This window comes from Marinomonas spartinae, from assembly GCF_016461715.1.
GTDB classification, from domain to species: Bacteria; Pseudomonadota; Gammaproteobacteria; order Pseudomonadales; family Marinomonadaceae; genus Marinomonas; species Marinomonas spartinae_A.
In genome coordinates this window covers 100,376-124,860 of the sequence record NZ_JAEMUI010000015.1, presented here as the reverse complement: position 1 = coordinate 124,860, position 24,485 = coordinate 100,376, and the positions used below count along the sequence as shown (strand labels likewise).

General features: G+C 44.9%; 19 protein-coding genes. 4 read left to right on the top strand and 15 right to left on the bottom strand.

What is annotated here, in order from left to right:
• Nucleotides 1-170 precede the first annotated feature (170 nt).
• The 6 genes from guaD to JHD45_RS14665 all read right to left on the bottom strand — a co-directional run bounded on the left by guaD (nucleotide 171) and on the right by JHD45_RS14665 (nucleotide 6,084).
• Nucleotides 171-1,487 carry a guanine deaminase gene (guaD, locus tag JHD45_RS14690; protein WP_199477261.1) on the bottom strand — a complete coding sequence of 439 codons (1,317 nt, stop codon included), beginning with the start codon at nucleotides 1,485-1,487 and terminating at the stop codon, nucleotides 171-173.
• Between the two features lie 3 nt (nucleotides 1,488-1,490).
• Nucleotides 1,491-2,294, bottom strand: coding sequence for an ABC transporter permease (locus JHD45_RS14685; RefSeq protein WP_199477260.1), 804 nt, complete (start codon nucleotides 2,292-2,294; stop codon nucleotides 1,491-1,493).
• Nucleotides 2,291-3,193, bottom strand: a complete 903-nt coding sequence (locus JHD45_RS14680) for an ABC transporter ATP-binding protein (protein WP_233407845.1) — start codon at nucleotides 3,191-3,193, stop codon at nucleotides 2,291-2,293. The genes JHD45_RS14685 and JHD45_RS14680 overlap by 4 nt, the downstream gene beginning before the upstream one ends.
• Before the next feature lie 63 nt (nucleotides 3,194-3,256).
• Entirely contained in the window at nucleotides 3,257-4,255 is a 999-nt protein-coding gene (locus JHD45_RS14675) for an ABC transporter substrate-binding protein (RefSeq protein ID WP_199477259.1), read from the bottom strand.
• A 92-nt stretch (nucleotides 4,256-4,347) separates the two neighbouring features.
• Complete coding sequence (gene wrbA, locus JHD45_RS14670) at nucleotides 4,348-5,004, bottom strand: NAD(P)H:quinone oxidoreductase (RefSeq protein ID WP_199477258.1); 657 nt, start codon at nucleotides 5,002-5,004, stop codon at nucleotides 4,348-4,350.
• An 81-nt stretch (nucleotides 5,005-5,085) separates the two neighbouring features.
• Entirely contained in the window at nucleotides 5,086-6,084 is a 999-nt protein-coding gene (locus JHD45_RS14665) for an isopenicillin N synthase family dioxygenase (protein ID WP_199477257.1), read from the bottom strand.
• Nucleotides 6,085-6,730: 646 nt separating this feature from the next.
• Here JHD45_RS14665 and JHD45_RS14660 point away from each other — a divergent pair.
• Complete coding sequence (locus JHD45_RS14660) at nucleotides 6,731-8,086, top strand: amidohydrolase family protein (protein WP_199477256.1); 1,356 nt, start codon at nucleotides 6,731-6,733, stop codon at nucleotides 8,084-8,086.
• 52 nt (nucleotides 8,087-8,138) lie between these two features.
• Here the strand turns inward: JHD45_RS14660 and JHD45_RS14655 are convergent, their stop codons facing one another.
• From JHD45_RS14655 to JHD45_RS14630, 6 genes are all read right to left on the bottom strand, one after another.
• The gene (locus tag JHD45_RS14655; RefSeq protein WP_199477255.1) at nucleotides 8,139-8,963 is read right to left on the bottom strand and encodes a phosphodiesterase; all 825 of its coding nucleotides are present in this window, start codon (nucleotides 8,961-8,963) and stop codon (nucleotides 8,139-8,141) included.
• 5 nt (nucleotides 8,964-8,968) lie between these two features.
• Nucleotides 8,969-10,051, bottom strand: a complete 1,083-nt coding sequence (locus JHD45_RS14650; RefSeq protein ID WP_199477254.1) for an ABC transporter ATP-binding protein — start codon at nucleotides 10,049-10,051, stop codon at nucleotides 8,969-8,971.
• Nucleotides 10,052-10,095: 44 nt separating this feature from the next.
• Complete coding sequence (locus tag JHD45_RS14645) at nucleotides 10,096-10,884, bottom strand: ABC transporter permease (RefSeq protein WP_199477253.1); 789 nt, start codon at nucleotides 10,882-10,884, stop codon at nucleotides 10,096-10,098.
• A gap of 1 nt (nucleotide 10,885) precedes the next feature.
• Entirely contained in the window at nucleotides 10,886-11,698 is an 813-nt protein-coding gene (locus JHD45_RS14640) for an ABC transporter permease (RefSeq protein ID WP_199477252.1), read from the bottom strand.
• Nucleotides 11,699-11,958: 260 nt separating this feature from the next.
• Complete coding sequence (locus JHD45_RS14635; RefSeq protein ID WP_199477251.1) at nucleotides 11,959-12,966, bottom strand: ABC transporter substrate-binding protein; 1,008 nt, start codon at nucleotides 12,964-12,966, stop codon at nucleotides 11,959-11,961.
• 32 nt (nucleotides 12,967-12,998) lie between these two features.
• Complete coding sequence (locus JHD45_RS14630; protein ID WP_199477250.1) at nucleotides 12,999-14,021, bottom strand: substrate-binding domain-containing protein; 1,023 nt, start codon at nucleotides 14,019-14,021, stop codon at nucleotides 12,999-13,001.
• 392 nt (nucleotides 14,022-14,413) lie between these two features.
• Between JHD45_RS14630 and JHD45_RS14625 the strand changes: the two genes are divergently transcribed.
• The gene (locus tag JHD45_RS14625) at nucleotides 14,414-16,441 is read left to right on the top strand and encodes a methyl-accepting chemotaxis protein (protein ID WP_199477249.1); all 2,028 of its coding nucleotides are present in this window, start codon (nucleotides 14,414-14,416) and stop codon (nucleotides 16,439-16,441) included.
• 131 nt (nucleotides 16,442-16,572) lie between these two features.
• On the opposite strand, the gene JHD45_RS14620 is transcribed toward JHD45_RS14625, so the two are convergent.
• From JHD45_RS14620 to JHD45_RS14610, 3 genes are all read right to left on the bottom strand, one after another.
• The gene (locus JHD45_RS14620; RefSeq protein WP_199477248.1) at nucleotides 16,573-17,436 is read right to left on the bottom strand and encodes an isocitrate lyase/PEP mutase family protein; all 864 of its coding nucleotides are present in this window, start codon (nucleotides 17,434-17,436) and stop codon (nucleotides 16,573-16,575) included.
• Nucleotides 17,437-17,912: 476 nt separating this feature from the next.
• On the bottom strand, nucleotides 17,913-18,683 hold the full coding sequence (locus tag JHD45_RS14615; RefSeq protein ID WP_199477247.1) for an SPOR domain-containing protein: 771 nt from the start codon (nucleotides 18,681-18,683) through the stop codon (nucleotides 17,913-17,915).
• A 73-nt stretch (nucleotides 18,684-18,756) separates the two neighbouring features.
• The gene (locus tag JHD45_RS14610; RefSeq protein WP_199477246.1) at nucleotides 18,757-19,188 is read right to left on the bottom strand and encodes a YqaA family protein; all 432 of its coding nucleotides are present in this window, start codon (nucleotides 19,186-19,188) and stop codon (nucleotides 18,757-18,759) included.
• A gap of 139 nt (nucleotides 19,189-19,327) precedes the next feature.
• On the opposite strand from JHD45_RS14610, the gene JHD45_RS14605 reads away from it, so the two are divergent.
• Nucleotides 19,328-20,926, top strand: a complete 1,599-nt coding sequence (locus JHD45_RS14605) for a methyl-accepting chemotaxis protein (RefSeq protein ID WP_199477245.1) — start codon at nucleotides 19,328-19,330, stop codon at nucleotides 20,924-20,926.
• Nucleotides 20,927-21,310: 384 nt separating this feature from the next.
• Nucleotides 21,311-24,448, top strand: a complete 3,138-nt coding sequence (locus tag JHD45_RS14600) for a glycoside hydrolase family 15 protein (protein WP_199477244.1) — start codon at nucleotides 21,311-21,313, stop codon at nucleotides 24,446-24,448.
• The last annotated feature ends 37 nt before the right edge of the window (nucleotides 24,449-24,485 follow it).

Here is a 24,485-nt window from a genome sequence, read left to right as displayed (position 1 = left end):
AGCTTCTAAAATAATTTATAGTGGTTTTTGTTTTAATATTCTAGGATGTAATCGCTTCATCCTTATAGTTTTTTCATTCATAAAAAAACTGACATAGAACGTCTAATTGTATATAAAGAGACAACAAATTTTGTCCTTCTATTAAGTATAGTAAAGATATATAGAAAGCGTTATTTATCAGATGGGGCTTTGACGCTTGATTCTTTCAAATACTGACACTTCCCCGCAATAAAAGTCGACTGAACAGCCCTATCGTCCCCCAAAACCATCAAAGCAAAGAGCCTTTCTTCAATGCTCTGACACAAGGCTTGCCGACGCTTCATTAACGGTGTGCAAGCAAGGTTATAAATGACGAAGTCTGCCTCTTTGCCACTCTCGAAGTTGCCAACTCGGCTCTCTAAGCTCAAAACACCCGCATTGCCCAAGGTTGCCATATAAAAAGCACGTAAAGGCGAGAAACGGGTACCATTGATCTGACAAATTTTATAAGCCTCACTCAAAGTCGCTAACATCGAAAAACTGGTGCCTGCCCCAACATCCGTCGCGATTCCCGTTTGAACCATTTTGCTTGTTCTATCTAAATCGAATAAGCCGCTACCGAGAAACAGGTTGGATGTGGGGCAAAATGCAATGCGACTATCGCTGTCTTTAAGGCGCACCAATTCCGCTTCAGATAAGTGAATACCATGACCAAACAAACTGCGAGGTCCCAATAATCCATGATGATCAAACACATCGACGTAATCACGACGCTCTGGAAACATTTCTTTTACTAGGGTCACTTCCGCGAGGTTTTCGGCTAAATGTGTTTGCATATAAAGATCTGGAAATTCTTCCATTAACGTGCGGATATGTGCAAATTGCGCCGGTGTTGACGTCACCACAAAGCGCAATGTCGCAGCATACAATTGCCGTCCATTATGATGCCAACGCTCAATCAACTGACGAGTCTGCTGATAGGAGACTTCCGTGGTTTCACTTAGAGCATCTGGCGTATTTCGATCCATCATCGACTTACCCATGATCATGCGTGTATTACGTTTTTCGCTCGCGCAAAAAAAGGCCTCCGCAGCGGAAGCATGGACGCTGCCAAAAACTGCCGCCGTTGTCGTGCCATTTCTGAGTAATTCCTCTAAGAAAAACTCAGCCGTTTCTTGAGCATGTTCTGGATCCGAAAACCTAGCTTCCGTAGGGAAAGTATATTGATCAAGCCACGCCAGAAGTTGCTCTCCATGCGAGGCAATCACATCGACCTGTGGGTAGTGAACATGCGTGTCTATTAGACCAGGCATGATAAGGGCATCCTGATAATAAAATACCGCAGCCTGCGGGTACTGCTTAAGTAATGCTTCACGATGTCCAACGTCGACAATGCGTCCTGAGCAGGTGTCTACCAACAAAAGGCCATCGGAAAAATACTCGTATTTATCTTGACCAAGAAAATGCAAAACAGAACTACAATGGGCTTGCAACGATGTTGTTGACATGGATTAGTTTTCCGTTTTTACGGCACTGTCATGCCAATTACGTAAGGCTAAATTCGATAACCAAACCATCAAAGCAAACAATAAAATCCCCGTTGCCGTAATCAAAAATAAGGCCGCAAACATTTTGGGAATTTGTAAATTATAACTGGACTGCAAAATCATATACGCCAAACCCGCTTTTGCACCGCCCGTACCCGCCACAAACTCAGCGACCACAGCACCGATCAACGCCAACCCAGAACTGATGCGCAAGCCTCCAAAAAAATATGGCAGAGCCCCTGGAATTCGCAGCCGCACTAGCTCTTGCCATCGGCTAGCACGATACATGCGAAACATATTTAATAAATTAGGATCCACACTACGCAGGCCCAGAGTGGTGTTAGAAATAACGGGGAATATCGCCATAATGACCGCACAAACAACCAAAGCCCACGTGGTGTCGTTAATCCAAATAATAATTAAAGGCGCGATCGCAACGATGGGGGTGACCTGCATCAAGATAGCGTAGGGAAAGAAACTGACTTCAATCCATTTACTCTGAATAAACAGAAGGGAACAAGCGACCCCCAATACCACGGATATCGCAAAAGCAAAAAACGTCACCGTTAAAGTGACCCAGAGTGCATGAAACAAAACACCCCAGTTATCCACTAGAGCCTCAAAGATAGCTACTGGATCCGGCAATATATAAGGTGCAATCCCTAAAGCGCGAACAATCAACTCCCACAACAGCAGAAATATCACCCCTACGGCGATGGGCGCCGCAATTTGAACAAACCCTTGGTTTTTAATCAGTGGTGTTTTCATACCTTGCCCTCCTGACCCATGGCACTGGCTTTTTCTAAAGCGAAGGATACCTGTTTGCAATATTGTGCAAAGCTCTGAGAGACTCGAAAATCAGAGTGACGAGGAAATGGCTCATCAATGATAATGTCTTCGACAATACGTCCAGGACGCGCCGCCATCACCACAACTCGACTGGACAAATACACGGCTTCATAGACACTGTGTGTGACAAAAACAATCGTCCAACCATTCTCCTGCCATAACCTCAGCACATCATCATTCAGCTTATTGCGAGTCATCTCATCCAAAGCACCAAAGGGTTCATCCATCAGCAATAGATTCGGCTGAGTCACCAGTGCCCGCGCAATGGACGCCCGCATCTGCATACCACCTGAAAGCTCTCTAGGGTAAGCATCAGCAAAACGGCTTAAGCCAACCATATCAAGGGCTTGCTCGACTCTCTTGTCGACATCTCCCGCGACGTATTTTTCCAGATCCAAGGGTAAGCGCACATTGCCTCGTACTTTCGCCCAGGGCATTAACGTGGCGTTTTGAAAGACAAACGCTAACTTACGCCCTTTTTCTCCGACCACATCGTAATCTTGCTCCCACCACTTAATAGTGCCGCGTGATGCCTCACCAAGACCGGCCATAATCCGCAACAAGGTACTTTTGCCACAACCGGAAGGCCCCAGCAGACTAACAAACTCGCCTTGTTTAATGTCTATCGTGGCGTCTTTTAGAGCAGTGGTACCATTGCCGTAGACCTTATCGACATTACGCGCCTGAATAACCGGACGGCGGGAACGCTTATCCCCTGTTGGGGCCACCTTATTGCTAACATCAACATCCTCCCTGTTCGAAACCCTTTCCGTGATGTCCATTGTCGTACCAGAAAACTCTCTTATCATTGTCATCATCGTGCTCCAATGTACACGGGAGAAGTACCAATCGGTTACATCATTCCCCCGTGATGCAGTGTATTATTTGGACATTAAAACAGGGGGTTTAGGTAGATAATCAAGGGAGTAGACATCTTTAATATTGATGTCTTTCGTCAACAATTTCTCTTTTTTCATTAAATCGTATAGCTGGGTCCAACGAGCATTAGTCATGACGCCAATGCCGCCTTTTTTGGCATCACCACCATCAAGCAAATGGTACTTTTTCATCATAGCAATACTAAAGGCGAGCTGAGCATCCGTCATTTGAGGGTTGGCCTTTTTGATCAAGGCATTCCCCGGTGCTGGATCTTTCATATAACTTGCCCATCCTTCCATTGTCGCTTTGACAAATCGTCTTACCACATCAGGATGTTGCTTGAGCATTTTTTGAGTGGTTTCAATGGTTTCAGCATACGGAGGGTAGCCATAATCCGCCATCAAAAAGATGGATGGCTTCACGCCACCTTTCTCTATCGCAAAGGGCTCTGAGGTTATATAACCTTGTTGAGCAACCCCTTTGTTGGCTAAAAAGGGAGCAACACTGAACGTGTATGGCCGCGCCATGCTATCCGTGAACCCGTAATTAGCCTTTAACCAAGGGTAAAAACTGGTATAAGCCGATGTCGCGACATAAACAGGCAGCTTTTTGTCGGCAATTTCTTGTAAAGACTTAATATTGGGATGAGCAATAATGGCTTGAGGGTCTTTTTGAAATACGGCTGCCACCGTGACAACAGGTAAGCCTTGAGACACAGCGTTCACACTGGACATGGGATAGCCCATTAACATATCAATACGTCCGGCCACCAAAAGTTGCATACCGTTAACTTGTGGACCACCCATTTTGATGTCGACATCTAGGCCGTATTTTTTATAAATCCCCATCGCTTTGGCTTGATAAAACCCACCATGCTCCGCTTCAGCAAACCAATTTGTCCCAAAGGTTACCTTGTATAACGCTTTCGCCATGGTTGCCGAACTAAAGACAGACATTCCAATGACAGCAATAAAATAAAGCAGTATTTGTTTCAATCTCATAATGGGCACTCCAAATCCGATATAAAAGTAATTGAACGCTTTGAACACGAGTTCTACTGGGTGTCATGACACCAAGCAGAAAAACACATCATTTATTGCGCTAAAGCCGCCGCCAGCTCCACAGAAGCAGGCTCTGCCTCAACTTGCCGAGCCAAGCGAGCCACACGAGCTCCCAAGGTTGAGGCGATGGTTAACTCAATCTCATCCACACCCAGCGAACCATCAAAGCCCGTGACAGCAGAGGCACCATAAGGAGAGCCCCCTTTACGAGTTTGAATCAACGCAGGTTCGCTATGGGGCACGCCACAAAGAATCATGCCATGCTGTAAAAATGGCAGCATAAGCGACAGCAAAGTCATTTCATTACCTGAATGCATTCCGCCAGTAGAGGTAAATACGGCGCCAACTTTGCCGATGAGAGCCCCCTCTCTCCATAACGGCGCGATTTCATCGATAAAGGAACGTAGCGGTGTGCTCATAAGGCCATAGCGTGTTGGTGAGCCCCAGATAATGCCATCGGCCCAAACCAAGTCATCTGCACAAGCCTTGGGCAATTCTCGGTATTCCTGTTGTGCGGCAATAAAATCGGCTCGTTTTGTATCCACGCTAAACTCCGGTTCTTGGATCGCCACACGGCGTAAACGCACATGGGCACCTTCTGCTTGAGCCCCGTCAGCAATGGCTTTCGCTAACGCCAGCGTGGAGCCATAACGCGAATCCACAATGACCGTCACCTTAGCTATTTTCATGACCTTTCTCCCAAAAACACTCAAATCAAATGGCGTACTTGCTTGACGTTTTGCGTTGTTCGCCGTCGCGAGTAAAAATCGCTACTTTTTACCTGCAAAGTTGGCGTTGATGCGCTGCAATAAGTAGTCTCGAGCGGTTATTGGGGCATATTTTCCCTCAGGGCCTTGGATAAGCTGATCCTTATTGGCTTGACAGAAAAACGCCATACTGTATCGAGAGTGATTCGCCTCTGTGGCCGTTGGCATACGCACACGGTGTAATGTGGATTGAAGCTTGTCGTCACTCCAGCGCATCAGCATGTCGCCAATATTGCAAGTGATGATCCCTTCCTCAGGTTCGACATTGCTCCACTCTTGGCGATTCGCCTCTTTAGCTTCTTTGCCAGGACACACCTGCAAACCGCCCTGCCCTGTTTTTTGAAAGACCATGGTTAAACAATCAAAATCCGTATGCGCGCCTGCTCGCCATAATCCAGATTGTTTTTCAACATTCTCTAAGGGCAAATAGTGCAGTAAGCGTAAGGTGCTTTGGTATTCTTGAGAGGTACGATCATGGGCCTGAGTAAAAAAGTCTTCGACAAAGCCAAGCTTGTTGGCAAAGCAAGACAACACCTTCATCCCCAACCGCCACGCTTGATACTCAAAGGAGAGCATAATGCGCTGAAACTCTGGCACGGCTACTTGACTCGGCCATAAGCCAGTCATGTGAGGTAAGGTAATCTGATAGGATTCTTTTTGGTCTGGTGTTCCTGTCGAGGGACGCACTTGCGCTTTAAATTCCCAACCGACATTCAGACCGTCTTTTAATGCGTAGTGCGCTTTCTCCTCCTGAGACTGAGCGAAGAAGCGCTCAGAAGCCTCAAAGGCTGCTTGAATGTCCTCACGGGTAAGACCATGATTGACCAACTGAAAAAAGCCAACGTTCGTTGCGGCTTGCCAAAGCTGCTCGGTTATTTCTTCTCGGCGTTCGTCAAACGCCCTTAGATCGATTAATGGAATCTGGCGTTGATGATTTTCGACGCCCAGCCCCCCTATCGTCTTTTCAAAATTTAATTCATTCAAACCATAAGATGTGTTCATAGACTCTCCCAATAACCCATTACGTTATTGGAGCAATGCCCGACGGTATTAACCGTCCGCCGCTTCTACTCCCTTGCTTTTACTCACTGATATAAAGCAAGCTAAGGAGTGCGTGATTGAAAAGACGTCTAAGGTCAATCATCACGCGACCCGCTACCATACGCCTAAGGCGAATGCTTGCCCGATCCCGCGAGCAATGACCCAGTTATCATCAACCTGTCAGCTTCTACTCATGGAAATACACCCAATTGATGTACAAATTCATCATCAGCAATGCTTATGCCAACTGAAAAAAAGAGTTAAAGATCAATCATTAAAAAAGATTCAATGCTATTTCGCACCATGCCATGCACTAGGAAGAGCCAATATCATTCTGAAAAAGCACCACAAGCGTACCTCTTAACAAGAATCTGATTTAGTAAGGCCATGATAGAAGCAGGCATTAGACGGCTTCTATTAGAAGGCTTGCCTACTTTGCTAGCATTCATCAAGTTGGAGAGTTTTTTGCTTGCTGCTTATAACCACATGGTTAGCAGGAAAGAGTAGAAGCAGGCAGATACATCATCGGGTCATTGCTCTTGCCACATCAGCAACCGTACAAAGCCATTCACACTACTTTGTGCAACTGACGATCAGGAGCTTGTCTATGTCTTACCTCATTCAAAATACACGCGCCATTTTCGATTCTCCCAACAACACGGATATTCGTATTCGTGATGGCATCATTGCCGAGTTAGGCAACAACTTACAACCAGCGCCAGATGAGACGCTAATTAACGCCAAAGGCTGCGTTGCCTATCCTGGCATGGTCAATACCCATCACCATTTGGCGCAATCCGTGTTAAAGGGCATTCCTGAAGGGCTGAATCATTGCCTTGATGACTGGCTTGTCTCCGTCCCCTTTCGCTTTTGGCCAAGTATTTCCCCTGATTTAATGTACCACGCTGCCAAATTAGGCTTATATGAACTGCTTCGTTCTGGTGCAACCACCTGTGCAGATCATCATTATCTTTACCATGCTGGCTCAACAACGGAGATAGAAGACGCGGTATGGCAAGCAGCCGACGACTTAGGTATTCGTCTTGTTCTCTGTCGAGGCAGCACCACAAGTCGAGGTAGCCATCGTGGCATGCAATCTTCACCGATCCAGCCAGAAACGCTCGACCAAGTCATCGCACGCATGGACAAAACACGTGCTCGGTATCATCAAGACAGCCCTATGGCGATGCGCCGCTTGGTAGTGGCACCAACCAGTCTTATCCATTCTTCAGAGCCAACCGCCCTTCGTGCCTTAGCAGCCTACGCCAGACAACACCAACTTAAGCTGCATTCCCATTTATTAGAAGTGGAATACGACGAAATACAAGCACAGCAAAGATACGGTATGAGCGCCATTGATTATGCTGAGCACTGTGATTTTCTTGGCAGTGATGTCTGGTTTGCCCACCTTGTCTGGTCTGATGAGTATGCCATTGCTAAACTCGCCCAAACCGGAACCGGTATTGCTCACTGCCCCACCTCCAACTGTCGTTTGGGCAGCGGCATTGCTCCAGCCATTGCCATGCAAAATGCAGGCATCAAGGTCACACTAGGTGTGGATGGGTCTGCTTCGGCAGAATCTGGCTCAATGATTCAAGAGGCTAACCTTGCTTGGTTACTCCACCGCGCGGCGAATAAAAACCCAGAAGTTACCACAGTCGACGAAACCCTCCGTTGGGCCAGCCGTAACGGCGCCAAGTTATTGGGATTAGATGGGGTAGGGGAAATAAAAGTGGGCATGGCCGCCGACATCGTTTTATACGATATCGATCAACCTCGCTTTGCTGGTGTGCATTCTACGCTATTCGCACCACTGCTCTGCGGTGAACCGGTTTCAGTCAAACACAGCTTTATACAAGGCAAGCCAGTCATCAGTAATAACCAAGTGAAAAACCTCGATGAGAAAGAACTATTGGCCAAGGTAAAAGAAGGCGTGGCGGCATTGTTAAAAAAGGTAAGTTAAAAACAAGACAATTAAAAAGCAGAAAGCCTTAAAGCGCTTTCTGCTTCCTATTTTAGTCAATCAGCTTGTTATTCTCATCAAAAAAAGGAAACGGCCCGGCTGATTTTTCACCTGCTTCAATGTAACTAATATGACTCACAATACTATCAGGCGCCAGCTTGAACAACTGGATAGCTGGTGGCTCGAGGGAGAATCTTGATGGCGCATTGGGGTTTAAATCCAATGTCACTGCATGGCTATGAGAGGGGCCAACCCACACAGGCAGACCGTTCCATGTGGCGTATATAGCACGATGTAAGTGCCCTGCTATTAACCCTTTCACCTGTTTATGAGGCTCAAGTACTTGCCATAACTCATCATCATTGAGGAGTTTTTGCACATCCATATGGTCAATCCCCACCTTCATTGGCGGATGATGAAGAAAAATCAAGGTTGGCAAGTCACGCTTGTTAGCCAACTGAGTCGCCAACCACTCCAATGAATCGGGGGTTAAATGTCCGTATGGCTTACCCAATACAGAAGAGTCCAGTCCTATCAAATGGTAGCCATCCACAACATGGGAAAAGTGGCAGTAATCTGCATGATCAAAACTTGAAAAACCCTCAAAGGCTGCGCGAAGGTATGCTCTATGGTCGTGATTCCCTGGTATCACTTTAACGGGAGCATGCAGTTTTTGTAGCTCTGGTACCAACACATCGTATTCTTCTGGCGTTCCAAAATCCCCTAAGTCGCCTGTTACCACCACCCAATCTGGCTGGGGAGAGAGACCATTAATGTGCGTCACCGCCTGTTTGAGACACTGCAACGTATCCACTTTTTGATAGGCGATTTTGCCTTGTTTTTTAATATGAAGGTCCGTTAGTTGGGCAATTAACATGTCACTTACTCCGTACCACTAGTGGGTAACAACACAAGACGTGATGGCGGAATCATTAAGCCCACCCGATCCCCTCTTGTATAGCGCTTACGCTCAAAACAATCTGCATGCACTGGCTCTTGCAGCCCTTCGATATCAACTAAAACCCGTGTTCTGTCCCCTAAAAACACACTGTGAGACACAGCCCCTTTAACGGTGGCCTCGTCAAACGCCATTAAACGCACATCTTCAGGACGAGCCATACAGCGAAGACGCTTACCTTCGCAGCAGGATTGATAAAGCGTTGGAGACAGTGGTAAAAACTGCTTCCCAAAAGACAAAGCTTGGCCCTGTAACAAACCATCAAAATGGTTCATTTGACCAATAAAGTTAGCCACAAATTCATTGTTAGGTGACAAATAAATCTCTTCAGCGGTCCCTATTTGGGCGATCTCGCCATGATCCAAAATAGCAATGCGATCTCCCATCGCCATGGCTTCTTCTTGGTCGTGCGTCACATACACGGCGGTAATGCCCAAACGTTTTAACAAAGCATTAATGTCGGTTCGTAAGCGTTTTTTCAACAAAGCATCCAAAGCGGATAATGGCTCGTCGAGTAAGAGTACTTCTGGCTCGGTAATGATGGCACGAGCCAAAGCCACTCGCTGACGCTGACCTCCAGATAACTGATCTATCGCACGTTGGGCATAGGGTTGTAAGTCAAACAGCTCTAGCATTTCGTTTACTTTTTCCTGTTGCGTGGTTTTGCTTTCTCCACGCACCCGTAAGCCGTAAGCAATATTTTCACTCACATCCATATTGGGAAACAGTGCATAGGATTGAAAGACCATACCAACACGACGCTGTTCGATGGCTATCTGAGTGACATCCCGCTCACCAAACAGAATTTGACCACCCTGATCACAAAACTCTAAGCCAGCAATAAGACGCAAAGTGGTGGTTTTGCCACAACCGGATGGCCCTAATAAAACTAAAATTTCACCTTGTTCAATATGAAGGTCTAAAGGCTTCAAGGCCAGTGTGCCATCAGAAAAGGTTTTCTGAACCTGCTTTAATGTAATCGCCACACTCGTTGATGCATTTTTCATTGTGTTACTCATCTTATTCATTCATAAAGGCTGTTTAATGCTAACTACGCGCTACGCTTGGGTCGACGGTTCAGAAATTGCGCGGCAATCAATAAAGGCAAAATCATGCCAAGGAAAATCAAGGTGTAAGCAGAACTGACTTCCAAGCGCATGGACGCATAAGAATCCGCCAAGCCAACGGGCAAGGTTTTCGTCAATGGCGTATGCAACATCCAGGTTAAATTAAACTCCCCTGCTGACAAGGTCAGGGTCATCAAGATGCCGCTTACGATACCCGTTTTGCAATTGGGCACGATGACATGAAAAAAACGCTGCCAAAAGCTCGCCCCTAAACTGGCGGCCCCTTCTTCCAATACGCGGAAATTAATGCTTTGCAAAACCGCTAAGACAGACTTCACCATAAAGGGCAAAGTAAAAATCACATGACCCACTAAAATAAACGACCAGCTCATGCGAAACTCAGTGATACCGCCATATACAGAAATCAGCCCCAGTGCAATTGCCATCCCCGGGATGGCAATTGGTAAGGTTAAACACTCATCTAAAAAGGCCGATAATTTGCTTCGACTGCGCGCCAAATAGTAGGCACAAGGCACACCCACACAAAGATTCACCAGAGTCGTTACCAAGGCAATTTTCATGGTTAGCCAAATGGTATTGGAATACATTCCCCATACCTGCTCGACCCAGCGAAAGGTCAAGCCACTTTTAATGCCAACAAAATAGTTATTGGTCAGCCCCGCCGTGATGGACATAAAAACGGGCACAATTAAGAAAGCACAAATCAATAGAGTGAAGGCCAATTGCAAATAAAAAAACACGCCCTTTTTCATATTAACCTCCCATCCCTAACGACGAACCACCTTGACGCCGCGCAATGGTCAAACATACCCAAGTAATAAAGCCAAGAATTAAACTCAACGCGGCCGCCATAGCAAAATTCGCGTTTAAGGTAAATTCGGTATAGATCGTCATCGGCAAGACATTGAGATTGGTTGCCAAGGTAAAAGCGGTCCCAAACGCCCCCATGGAGGTAGCAAAACAAATAGAACCAGACGAAATTAAACCAGGAGTCAGTGCGGGTATTGTCACATCCCGGAGTAACTGCCAACGATTTGCCCCTAATGAACGCCCCGCTTCGATCAAATTATTATCCAACTTCTCCGCCGCGCCCATTACCGTCAGCACTACGCGAGGAATAGAGAAATACAAATAACCAATAAAAAGACCTGAAATAGAATAAGCGAGCGTCCACCGTTCGCCTGTTAATGCAAGACCCAGCTCAGCAAGCAAACCTTGTCGCCCTGCCAACATAATGACAAAAAAGCCAATGACGACACCAGGGAACACCAAAGGAAAGCTCAACATAGCAACCAATATGGATTTGCCTTTGAAGTCATGGCGAGTCAAAAATAAACCAACAATGGTGGCAATGATCAAACTGGCTAGGGTAACCACAGCAGACAGCCAAAAGGTCGACCATAAACTGCTTAAATACATTGGTTTAGTCAAAATGTACCAATAACTGATGCCATGCTGTTTCGCAAAAGACAGCCATACCAGCTTCGCCATTGGCAGCAAAAAAAACGCTAAGCTGACAATCAGCGCAGGAATCATCAATAAAATATATTGCCTATTTTTCTTCATAAAAACGCTTCGTTGCGAGATAGTTCAAGAAAATAAAATAAAAAGAGCGGGTAATACTAGATTTTAACCACAAGAGACATACGCCACTCTTTATGTTAGTGCATTGACCCCTTATAACCCCCTCCCAGCCTCCCCCTCAGTAAGGGGGAGGAGCCTTTTACTGAGGCATTCCTAGTTCCCTCCCCTTATTTAAGGGGAGGGTTAGGGAGGGGTTTTCGTTTTGCCATGCAAATGCACTAGGGGTTAAATTAAACTTGTTATTAATGCACTGCGTTTAAATACTGCTGAGCAAACCCAGTCTGAGCCGCAGCCATTTTCTCGAAGTTGACAGGTTTCGCACGTTTGTAATCTGACGCGGGTAAGAATTTTTTCTCGATTTCAGGTGTCATAGCTGAGGCAATGACAGGACGGAGATAGGCCTCAGCCCATAGACGCTGCCCTTTATTGGATAAAACAAAGTCTAAAATTTTATGGGCCAATTTAGGGTGTGGCGCATTCTTGACTTCACTCATCACATAAGGGACTTCAATAGTACCTTCCTTTGGAATCACAAATTGCACATTTGCCCCGTCTTTGTATTTCGCGCGGTAGGCATTGAAGTCATAATCCAGAAGAATCGGAATCTCACCAGAAATCACGCGAGCATAAGCTGTTTGTTTAGGAACAATCGGATCGTTCTTGGCCAATTTTTTAAAGTAATCAATGGCGGGGGTAAAATTACTCATATTGCCGCCAAACGCCTGATTGATCGCCACAGCGCTGGCATACCCCACAAACGCACTGGTCGGATCAAGATAACCAACCATACCTTTATATTCTGGCTTCAAAAGGTCTTTCCAAGATTGCGGAACAGGACGGCCATCTAAGGCATCTTTGTTAACAAAAAAGCCAATGGTTCCAGAGTGAATAGCAAACCAACGCCCTTTAGGATCTTTCAAGCCTTTGGGAATTTTGTCCCAATTTTTCGGTTTATATGATGCAACAACCCCCTTTTCAGCGGCTTTAATACCAAACGACACGCCGTAATAAACCACATCGGCCACAGGGCTGTTTTTTTCAGCCACCAATTGTGATAAAGCCTGACCTGAGTTTTTATTATCCATTGGGATAGAAATCCCCAAATCTTTTTTGATCAACTGCAACTGACCACCCCAATTGGCCCATTCAGGGGGACAGTTATAACAAATCGCATCCGCTGCGTAAGACGCTCCTGCGGTCAACCCTAAGGATAGAACCGCCAGTTTAGTAAACTGCTTTAAGATACCCATCAACTTTCTCCTTCTCTTTAAAAGAACGTTTCTTATTGAACGCTTCGCATGTTGGATGACTGATGACGCTCAGCCACGGTTCCCACAAAGTGGGTTTGGTAATCTAACTGCCTTGCTAAAGGAAACGCCGTTTTATGCTTGGCGTTAAACAGCAAATCCACTGCACACAACCCCATATCGTGGTGTGGCACTTGAATCGTTGCTAATGGAGGGTAAAGAATCTGCCCCAATGCCATGCCGTCAAACCCCACCACTGACACAGCTTCTGGTACAACCACGCCTTTTGACTTGAGATGATTGACGAGCTTTAGTGCCAACAAATCGTTACTGCAAAACCAGGCGGTTGGAGAACTTGGGGAGTCAAAAAAAGACGCTTGAGTTTGATCAAAAGGTGTCAGTGCATATTGATCCACTTCGATCAATTGCACGGAAATCGAGGTTGACTGTTCTTGCAGAAAATCGGTAAACCCTAAATAACGCTGCTTAGCCCGATCAGAAGATAGAAAACGGCCAGCCACCATGCCAATCTTTGTATGCCCAAGACTTAGCAAGTGTTCAGCAACGTCCCGGCCTGCTTGGTAATTATCCACAAAGACGCAAGGCTCATTTGATGATTGATTATGAACAAGACAAAAAGGGAAGCGAAACTCCCTTAGTAAAGATAAGGCATCATTGTCATCCACCGATGTCGTCGTCAGAATCACGCCAGCGACGCGTTGGCGAATAAGATCGATAATGGCTTGTTTTTCAAGACGACGTTCATATTGCGTATCCACAACGATAACAGAATAGCCAAAATGTCGTGCTCGCTTTTGAATCCCCGCAACAATTTCAGAAAACACAGGGTTTAGCAAACTAGGAATCATGACACCAATGGTCGGGTTTTGATTCCACTCAACCTGCTTCGATGTACGGCCCGTATCATACCCTGTCAATGCAACGACTTTTTCAATACGAGCGCGAGTTGTCTTACTCATCGGACCCGTATTGTTCAAACATCGCGATACACTTGCAGGAGACACCCCTGCTAACGCCGCCACATCTTTGATATTCATGGTAATGGACCTTCTTTCATCCTCCTAGATGCAGCGCAGTATAAAAACCCTCGATGACAAATTTGTGACAGAAAAACGCCATTAATCCGAAGTTAAAAGATTTTTACTGCAAATTATTGAGTTTTTCGCGAATTTTATCGACAGAAACACATTTGTTTCATAGTAAAAACCAACACGAAACAGAACAAAAAATAATCAAACTATTTTTTAATACGCCATCCATTCGCAGCAAAAGCCGCTTTGTTCTAACATGCACGCAACGCTCAACCTCGCCTTTTTACAACAAACGCGATGCATCCTGACAATAACTTATTGCCTTTCTATGGCTGTTTTCCATTTTTGGTCTATGGTTAATGATAAAATTGACTGACTGTATAAGGGATTATTAAGTTATGCGAACACAATCAATTCGAATCAAAATGATGCTCCCCATCGTTGTTCTATCTTTGATTCTCGCTGGTTTATTTGCGTTTAACGCAATCATAAGCAGTTATCAAAAAAGCGTATTAAAAAAACAAACCAGTCACTATTTTGAAGCCATGTCGGTGGTATTAAATGCTGATAGAGACATTTACCAAGCGCGCTTAGCGCAAGAACAACTTTTTTTTAATCAGGGCAACGCTCAAAAGAATCGCGACACCTTTACAGAAAATGCTCAACAGGTATTTGATCGATTTCAAAAGTACCGTGAATACCTCGCTGATGAGCCCAAAGCAGTACTAGCACCCTTTGCGGATTTTGACCGCCTCTATAAAGAATGGTTAGACGCCAGTCAACGACTGTTGAATACCCATCAATCTGCCACCCCCTCCCCGACGATAGAGATAGACAAACAATTTATTAAGCTGCGTAATACGCTCGATAAAGCAGGCGAAAGTCTCCATGACTTCGCGAGTAAAGCAGAAAATGTGCACCTTAGCGCACTTAGCTTAGAACGTTACTTAGAAGCCATCACAGAAGTATTGAGTGCTGACCGAGATCTTTATCAGGCTCGCTTGGCCCAACAAAAAATCATCAACCGCATTGGCGATTTTCAAGAAAACAAAGTCGAGTTTCAAAACAATGCAAAGCAGGTGATTCAACGCTTTAACACCTATCGCACCTATCTTAAAAACGAGCCAAATCTCACAAAGCCTTTTGGTAATTTTGATGTGCAATTTAGTCAGTGGCTGGCTGACAGTACAGACTTAATCAATACTTACTCGGCAAGCAACAACACAGAGCCAAAGCAATTCAAACAAATGGAAGAAAAATTTTCTGCCATTCGTGATTTGTTAGACAAAGCAGGAGAATCCGTAAGAGAACGCTCTCACGACCTACAAGTCGATGTAGAGCAAAAAATTCAAGAATACCAAAACATTGCAAAGGTCATTCTATTGATTTCCTTCGCGCTTGCTCTCGTTGTCGGTTATGTCATTCCATTAAGATTGACAAAAAGCGTTGAAAGCATCACCCAACGGATTAAAGAGATTGCTGAAGGCGATGGCGACCTGACCCAGCGCATTCACTCGTCCTCCAAAGATGAACTGGGGGATCTTTCTAATGAGTTCGATAGTTTCCTAGAAAAATTGCGCACCATCATTAGTCACATTCAAAAAGAGTCCTTTGCCTTGGGGGATACCACCAGCGAGCTGAATACCGTCTCCGATAAAACAGGGAGGATTACCGATGCATTAGTCGCAGCATCAGAGTCCATTGTTAGTGCAGGTCACGAAATGAATATGTCTAATCGGTCGATGGAGGAGATTGCAAGTAACACAGCTGCAGAGGCGAAAACCTCAAACCAATTAACGAAAAATGGCCTCAAAGCGGTCAATGATTCTCAAAACGCCATGTCCAATTTAGTAAAAGACATTGCCGAAGACTTATCCCGCTCCAACGAGCTTGAAAAAAGCTCGGAAGCCATTGCCTCGGTTTTGGAAGTCATCCGCAGCATTGCAGAGCAAACCAACTTATTGGCCTTAAATGCTGCTATCGAAGCCGCTCGCGCAGGTGAGCAAGGCCGTGGATTTGCTGTTGTTGCCGACGAGGTTCGAACACTTGCGACACGCACACAAGACAGTACAAACGAAATCGAAGCCATGATCGCTCAACTTCGAGAAAACGTACACAAATCCTCTCAATCTATTCAAAACAGTCAGTCTAATGCCAACCATACCGCTGATAATTTCAATGAGGTCACCAAGGTTTTCAATGCCTTGACGGAATCGTTCAACAAAGTTCAGGATATGGCTTCGCAAACGGCTCAAGCCACACAAGAGCAATCCGCCGTCGCCAACGAAATCAACCAAAACTTAGCCTCACTCCAAGAGCAGACCGACAGCATTCAAGAGATCTCTCAGCTCATTAGCAGCCAATCAACACGAATTTCGAGTCTCTACAAGGGGTTGAAGGAACAAGTAGGCAGCTTTAAGGTTTAATTCTAAGAAGGAAGTTTGAGAAAAAGAAAACAGAAGAAGAGAAATGAATAAAAAGCGCTCATAAGCGCTTTTTATTCAGATTGTTTAAGAACATTGCCGATGACGTGTCTACAAAGATGACACCAGCGATATTATTCTTGAACATCCATATATTTGCTTGCCCACACTCGGTTTTCTTCTAGTGTCGAATAACGAGTAGACAATTCAGAGGCATTCAACTTACCTTCCGCTATGCCACGCTGTTCACGCAGACAATCATATGTCGCCTTAATAGCAGCAAAATAAGCAGCATGCCCATTTACCACAATACGAACGCCCAGCTCTGCCAAACGTTCACGATCTTCTAACTCAGGGTTGCCATAGGCAATTAACATTAGTGGAATAGAAACATGCTGACTGATTTTCTCTAAATGATCGAAGTCACGAATCCCCACCATACAAATGCCATCAACCCCCTCGGCTTCATAAGCTTTCACACGCTCAATGGTTTGCTCATCAGTCAATTGACCCGCATTGGTGCGCGCGATAATGCACATTGCTGGATCAATACGGGCATCAAGTGCCGCGCGAATCTTACCAACTGCTTCTTCCAGAGGGATTAAATCTGTCGATTTACGGCCATATTTGGCTGGTAGCAAAGTGTCTTCGATTGTCAAAGCAGCAACACCAGCACGCTCAAGTTCTGTAATGGTACGCATCACATTCAAAGCATTACCATAACCATGGTCTGCATCCGCAATAATCGGCAGGCGGGCAACACGGCCAATGCGTGTCGCTTGCTCAGTGAACTCACTTAAAGTAATCAAAGCAAAATCGGGAGCAGCAAGCACTTGAAGAGACGCAACGGAACCGCCCAATATCCCGACTTCAAAACCAAGGTCTGCCGCAATACGCGCTGACATAGGATCAAAGGTCGAAGCAGTGTAGTAACATTTTTTCGTTGCTAATAATGCGCGAAAGTCATTTCGCAAATCATGTTGGGAAGGTGTTGCCATCAATCTACTCCTAAAATCTATCGTCAGTTTACATGGTGCGATGGCAGGGAATTATACCTACCTAACATAGAGGCTTCATCAGAATTTAACTGATTGGTTAGTTTTGAAGCTAAAGAAAGCATAAGGATTATTATGACAAAAGGTCTCTTGTATACCGCCCCATCAAACCAAGTACCCTACCGAAAGAACCGGCTTGGCTCAGGGTTTGTTGTGTGGCAAGGGATTCTAACAAAAACCCCTAGATGAAATTCACAACATTTGTGTATGAATCATTAGCTCTGCTTATATCGACTATTCACAAAACAAGGGCATCGGTCAAAAGCCGAATACGATGTTAATGCTCAATCTTCACATCACCTTAATCAAAACTGACTCAAACACAAATAAAAGCGCCTTTTACTCTTATAAGAGTAAAAGGCGCTTAGGAAGCCGAATTAGGTGTTCATTGCCTTGCGAAGCAAGTTGCCTTAGAAAAATTACAATGGCTCACCATCAAACTTTTTGATGATGCAGTCTTTGCCTTTTTGTTTCAGCATATTACAGAAACCAACACTGTAGGCACGGTCCAAAAACGGGCCAACTTTTAACTGATACATGGTGCGGCCATTAACAACAGCTTTAGTAATATGAGGGGTAAGGTTTACAAAGACATCTGAGTTATTTTTACTCAACCTCTGCCATCCATTCACTGCTTCTTGACGACTTGTGTAAGCGGCAAGCTGCACACCGTATTGATCATTGCTACTTGATGCCTTAGTCGTTGTCATTGCTGCAGAAGAGTTATTATTGTAATTGGGCGTCACGGTTTTGGGCTCAGAAGACGCCATTGGCGCGGCTTGCACTGAAGACGACTGGGAGGAGGAAGCGGTTTGTGCAGGGGGCTGTGTAGGAGAAGACTGAGCAGGTGCCATTTGCTGAGTTTGAGTATTCGCAACAGGGGTTACCTGTGGCGCGACACTGGGCGCAGCTTGTGTTTCACTCTCAGACAACCCTAAACCATCGTTATTGGATTGAGAAGTTGCATTATTAGATTGTGACGCAGTATTAGCAGCCATCGGTTTATTCGCACTCTCAGCCTGTTTAAGTTGTGCAAGCTGATCTTGCACCGCTTTTATCTCGACATCGTGTTCTCTTACCTTTGTCTGCAAGTCCTGATAGGTCATAAAGGTATTCTTACCTTCAAACATTGAACAAGCACTTAACGATAACGCCGCTGCAACAACCAGCAGTTTTTGTGTGACACCCATTAAAATTCCTCCATGTACACCAAATAAGGCAAAACTAACCAAGAAAAAGCATAATCAAACATATCGCCGCTCTCTAACTGTTAAAGAGCCAGCTTTGCCCCCACAGTATGAACCCATATCTTGCCGCCTTCCCAACAAAAACGAAAGGTAAAAAATACCTTATTTGTGTATGAAATACACCTGCAATTAATGAAATCCCATCACCAATCACAGGAAGCCAAGTAAATAACAAACTCCAGTAGCCGTATTTATTAAACACACGTTCAGCACGTTGACGTGATGTTGGGCTCACCGGGAACCATTTTTTTGTCTCGAAACGAGATATGAAACGCCCAAGATACCAGTTAGTCAACGCCCCTAAAGTATTACCTGTACTGGCTAAAAACCACAACAATACAATGGACGATATGCCGTCTCTAGCATAGTAAAGCAAAAAGGCTTCAGAACCCAAGGGCAAAATAGTAGCGGACAAAAACGATGTACTAAAGACGATGAAATAGCTCAATTTTTATTCCTACTGGTCGTAATAAAGACTACGCCATGCATACATTATTTGTGAATATTATGATATACATCAAAGTGTAAGTTCGAGTTCTTACCATTACCACAGTAGAATGCGCCAGGGATTACATCGGGAGTAATGCATGCTAAAAAAAATTAATAATATAAAAATACGCTACAAACTGTGGGCAATTATTGGTTTGATGTCGTTAGGAACAACGGCATTAATCCTAGTGTCACTAACCACACTGTTTCACAGTGAAGTGAAAGACCGAGAAAACCAAACCCGAGATGTGCTGAATATTGCTCACTCTATTATTGCCCCTCTTTACGAGAAACAAAAGCAAGGACAACTGACCGTTGACCAAGCCAAACAGCAAGCAATTCAAGCCCTTGCTCTCATTCATTACGGCAGTAATCAAAAAATCTGGTTATTGGATGGCAACCAACAGTTACTAAACGCTCCTAGTCTAAATACAGAAAACCAAACAGCACCTAACTCTCTCCTTACTGGACTCAATAACCATACTGAAAATCAAGCCTGGCGCTTTCAATATCAAGATAAAGAAGGTCAACAGCACAGTATGATTGCCAGTAGCACAACATTTTCTCCTTGGCAATTAACCTTAATAGCCACCTCTTCTATGGACAAAGTCATTGACCTGTTTTTAGACACATTAATTAACTATGCAATTCTGGTTGGGGTGTTAACCATCGTCATTGGTGGTTCAGCTTTGTTTATTATCCATTTAGTCACCACCCGTATCACCACCTTATGCAATACCATGACATCGGTGAAAAAGTCCGGCAATTTAACGCGCCGTGTCGAGTTTGACGGAGAAGATGAAATGGGTGAAATGGCCGATGCATTCAACAGTATGATGAGCGATTTTCAATCGATTGTGCGCAATGTCAGTCACTCTAGTGAAACCTTAGATAGTATTGTTGGTCATACGAACCAGTCTACCGAGAAAACGGTCAGTGGCGTGTCGATGCAGCTAAGGGACACAGAACAAGCCACACAACTTATGCAGGACATGATAGCATCAGTCGATGAAACACAGGCCATTGCCGAGCGCGCAAGCAGCACTGCCACAGAATTAGGCCAGCATTCACAGCAGGGCTTAAGCGTCATGAACAAAGCCAACCAAGACATTCAGCGCCTCTCCCGAGAAGTGGGCGATGCAACGAAGAAAATCCACCAACTCCGAGAAGATGTGAGCAATATCAATGAGCGACTTGGTATTATTTCTGAAGTCGCCGATCAAACCAATCTGTTAGCCTTGAATGCGGCCATTGAAGCCGCCCGAGCAGGTGAACAAGGCCGAGGCTTTGCCGTGGTTGCGGATGAAGTTCGCCAGCTAGCTCAACGTTCACAAACAGCGGCCACAGATATTGGTGGTTTGATCAACGAACTGACGCAACAAACCCTTACCACGGTGGAAGTCATGGAAAATGCACAAACCACCGCTAACCAAGGCGCAGAGCAAACATCCGAAGCGGGAAAAACCTTTAAAGACATCGCCAGTGGTGTCTTGTCCATCTCCAAGCTTAATACACAAATTACAGAAGCGACCAATCGTCAACATGCGTCTTCGCAAACCGTCAGCGCGGCTTTGGACAATATTGCCAATGTGTGTGGCACTACCACAGTCAACTCCAATGAAATCCATGCATCGGTCGAGCAACTAACCCAGTGCGCCTCTCAATTACGTACTCTGGTGAACCAATTCAGCACCTAAAGAAAGTAGATCGTTTATCCTTCCTTTCAGCACTTACCCTACAGCCCGTTTCCATAAAAAGACGGGCTGTGCATCAATTCCTATTTGTTTATCTGCTCCCTTCTATCCCCCTTCTCCTATCAACTTATTTTGACTTCTACTCTGCCAATAGAGTCATTAGGCATTCTTTTTGCTGATTATTTTTATATATACTCTAAGCAGTTAGGCACAACTCAAAAAAACGCCTATGATGGTAGATACACTAAATCGAATCGATAAGAAGTTCGCTTTACTGCTTTATCTTAGTAGCAACTCACCATATGCTTACGGTAGTACATTCATATAAGTGAACGAATCCATCATCCAGACAACTGATTTTATGTTTTACGTTCTGAGGGAAGGAATATGGCGTTTGATACCCAAGAAAAGCTAAACTCTCTATACAAACACATTCAGGCTGTGATCCTCTCTCGGCAACACCCTGTTACTGGACTTTTTCCGGCTAGTACTAGCATCAATAATCACGGCAACTACACCGATGCTTGGGTACGAGACAACGTTTATAGTATTCAAGCCGTTTGGGCGCTCCATCTAGCCTACAAGCGTGCCTCAAACCCAGATAAACGTTCCCACGAATTAGAGTATTCTTGCATTAAAATGATGCGTGGTTTGCTGTACGCCATGATGCGCCAATCCCATAAAGTCGAGGCATTTAAACACAGCCTTGATCCCAAGGACGCACTGCACGCAAAATACGACACAAAAACAGGGCTCGAAGCGGTTGCAGACGATGCTTGGGGACATTTGCAAATTGATGCCACCAGCTTCTACTTATTGACACTGGCCCAAATGACCAAAGCGGGCAGCAAACTCATCTTTACTCACGACGAAGCCAATTTTATTCAGAACCTCGTCTATTATATTTCTCGTACCTATCGCACTCCTGATTACGGCATTTGGGAGCGAGGCAATAAAGTGAATAATGGCAAAGCCGAAATCAACGCCAGTTCAGTCGGCATGGCCAAAGCCGCGATGGAAGCTTTAGACGGCCTAAACTTGTTTGGTAATGATGGTCCCGAGTGGGCTGTCATCCACTCCTTTGCAGATGCCGTGGCCAGAGCAGGCTCCGTATTACAATCTCTCCTGCCGAAAGAGTCTCGCTCAAAAGAGGTAGATAGCGCCCTATTAAGCATCATCAGCTTCCCCGCGTTTGCAGTAAACGACGAAAAGCTGACTCAAAGAACCCGTGATGAAATCCTCAGCAAACTCGGCGGTGAATATGGTTGTAAGCGTTTCTTATTAGATGGACATCAATCGGTTCTGGAAGATCAAAGTCGAATCTATTACGAATACAATGAGCTGATTAACTTTGAGCATATTGAGTCCGAATGGCCACTCTTTTTCACCTATTTATACATCGGTCGACTCTTTGCCCGTGACTGGGAAAGCGCTAACTTCTATCGCCATAAACTTGAAACACTGATGATAGAAAAAGACGGTGAGATGTTACTACCCGAACTGTACTATGTTCCTCAAGAAAGCATCTTGGCCGAAAAAGAAAACCCCGGTTCGCAAAAACGCCTTGCGAATGACAACTTGCCCCTTGTTTGGGCGCAAAGCTTGTATTTGGTGGGTAAAATGCTCGATGATGAACTGATTCGAACCGATGATCTCGACCCTCTGGGATTACATCGCATTCAGCATCGACCGAATGTGGTCACCACCTCCATGGTGATTCTCGCGCAAAACAACGCAGTGAAAGACAAACTGTTAAAAGCTGGCTGTCTCTGTCAAACCGTCGATGAAATTGCCCCGTTCAAAGTCATCAGTGCGGTGCAACTTGTGGAAACCTATCGCCACTTGGGGGCCTCACCCGCACTAGGGCTCAGTGGACGTCCTAATAGAGCATTGAACAGCTTGGCTACCTCTCAGCCCTTTACTATTAACGATGAAAACTACTTGTGTTTGTCTTGGATTCAGAATGAAGACAAAGACTACCGCAAAGTCGACCCTAGACTGTTTCAAGCCCATATTTGTAATGAATTAACCATTATTGAAGGCCATTGGTATTACCCTGCCAATGCCGTTTTTGCTATTTTGATCGATGAAGCCTTAAGTGAAATGCCTGGCAGTGATGAATTATTTGAGTTTATACGTCAACTGCAAAAACGAGAAAGAGAGGAGTTTCGAGTCATTGCCCAATCCGCTAAAAACGCGTTTAAATCAGGCAATCGCCGTAGCATTACAATTGTCTCACCAGAAACGCAAATGCTGGGGGCAACATTACCATTACACGAAAAACCTTGGCCATTATCGTCGGGCGGAACACCTTACGACACCCAAAAAATTCATGAAATAGACACAGATACATTACTGGCACGTTTAAACCAAAAGCCCAGCCTATCTGAAGCCATTGACTCTTTGATTGAACTGGGTGCAAGACGAGCGCTGATGAACACCATCCCAGGGACAACACCCGCCGTCACCGCCTATAAAGTCTTAGACTCCGTCTACACTCAAGCGCTTCTAACAGAAAACTGGCAAGCATCGAGACAATTGTTTTCTTTAATGCTGAAGCCCACAACAGATCTAGCTACTTATATCGCCGACATTACTGTTCGTCAGCGTCTATTAGTCGTTGGGGATGCTCTGGAAAACGAAACCGACATCACCTTGCCCTTACACCAAGATGAGATTATGGAGCTGCTAAAATCAACCTCTTCATCCTCTCTATCCTTGGTCATTTGCCATGAGCTAATTGCCATTGCGGGTACGCTAATCAAAGTCTACCCTGAATTTTTTTCTGGGGTACGAACTATTCGTATTCACAGCCTTGCCCTACTCTGCGCAAGACACATTAACCCAGATGAAAACGCGCCAGTCTTTGAAACCTTATCGAAACTTTCACCTAGTTTGCTTTACGACACCTTCAAACAAGTGTTACAACAAAAGCATGAAGATTTTAACCATGTAGTAAATCATGTTCGTTATCATCATAAAGTCGACAGCGATAACAGCAAAATGAAAGACATGGATTGGTTTGACTGGCGAGTAGAACAAGGCATCATCACCAAACTACCTGAGAGCATGCTAAAACAGCTATGGGAAAGTCTAAGTCATGTAGATGCTATTGTGTTTGGTGATATGCAAAGTAATACCACATTAAACTGCAAACAAACATTAAGCTCCATGACGCCAGGAGAGGACACCTTTGCTATTTTAATTGAAAGCCTCACTTCAGACATTCATCCCGTTTGGTATAAGAGTCTGATTTTTGAAGGGTTATACGCTTTTATTCAATTTTGTCAGCAGCATAAAAACTGTCACTTTGATCAAGAGATTAATTTGCCTGTGTTGGTTTCCCGCGCAGCAATGGATCATGTTAAGCAACACCAAGTCGATCATCCTGAGAAAGATCTGGCTGAGGCGGCATTAGATGAATTTGCCCAGTTAACACCAAATAAAGTGAACCAATATCTGCGTTGGGCAGTCAGTAAACTACACAGTCGACAACGCCAACAAGTAACGGAAAAGAAACACTAAATTAATATTCTAAATACACTAACCCTTCTTTGGAGAA